Source organism: Oleiphilus sp. HI0043 (assembly GCF_001634935.1).
Map to the genome: position 1 here is coordinate 1 of NZ_LWEY01001776.1, position 851 is coordinate 851.

General features: G+C 44.1%; 1 protein-coding gene. It reads left to right on the forward strand.

Features of this window, described 5'->3' with window-relative positions; all coding sequences use genetic code 11:
• Positions 1-67: 67 nt before the first annotated feature.
• A partial coding sequence (locus A3729_RS27315; RefSeq protein WP_068634482.1) for a LysR family transcriptional regulator occupies positions 68-851 on the forward strand: 784 nt, incomplete at its 3' end.

An 851-nucleotide genomic window follows, 5' to 3' on the forward strand; every position in this document is an offset into this window, starting at 1 on the left:
CTTTTACCACTGGCAATTCAGTATATTTGAACTTAGGATAACTTCAGCTTATCTATTAAGGTGTTCCATGCAACAAAAAGCTCCCCCAATTCAGTGGCTACCTGTATTTGAAGCCGCGGCCAGAAATTTAAACTTTAAGAAAGCAGCGGTGGAACTCTGTGTTTCACCGCCTGCCGTCAGTCAGCAAATCAAAGTATTGGAAGAATATCTTGGTTTAACGTTGTTTGACCGAAGCTCTCGCAAACTACGACTCACCTCAGCCGGAGAGTTTTACTACCAGACAACAAGAGATATTATTAAGCGCCACAATACTTCCTATCGAGAATTCGAACGAAAATTTTGCCACCCAACGCTTCAAATCAGCTCACCCATTTTCATCGCTCAAGAACTACTGATTCCAAATTACGCACGCTTCAAAGACTATGCTCCAGAGGTAGAGCTACGCATCACGACAGGCAATGAATACGTTAATTTTGACGATGAACCTGCAGACGCGGCATTACGTTTCGGAAAGGGGGACTGGCCAGAATTAGCAACACGCTTTGTCAGTGGTGTTGACGTAAAACTTCTATGTAGCGAGGACTACCTGACCCAACATGGTCTTTCCCGTGACCAATTAATGTCAAAGGAGGAGATCGAAAATCAGGTTGTCATATCGCTATATGATGATCTTCGGGATTGGCGCGGCTCATTTGGAGATTTTAACCCAAAGCAAAAAATTGTTTGCGACTCTTATTTCTCCGCCATTCGGTCTGCTGAAGAAGGCTTAGGAGTCGTCGTTGGATTACTCCCTATGGTCAATCAAAGGATCAGAGATGGAAAGCTACTTCCCTTATCAACCATGCCGTTGA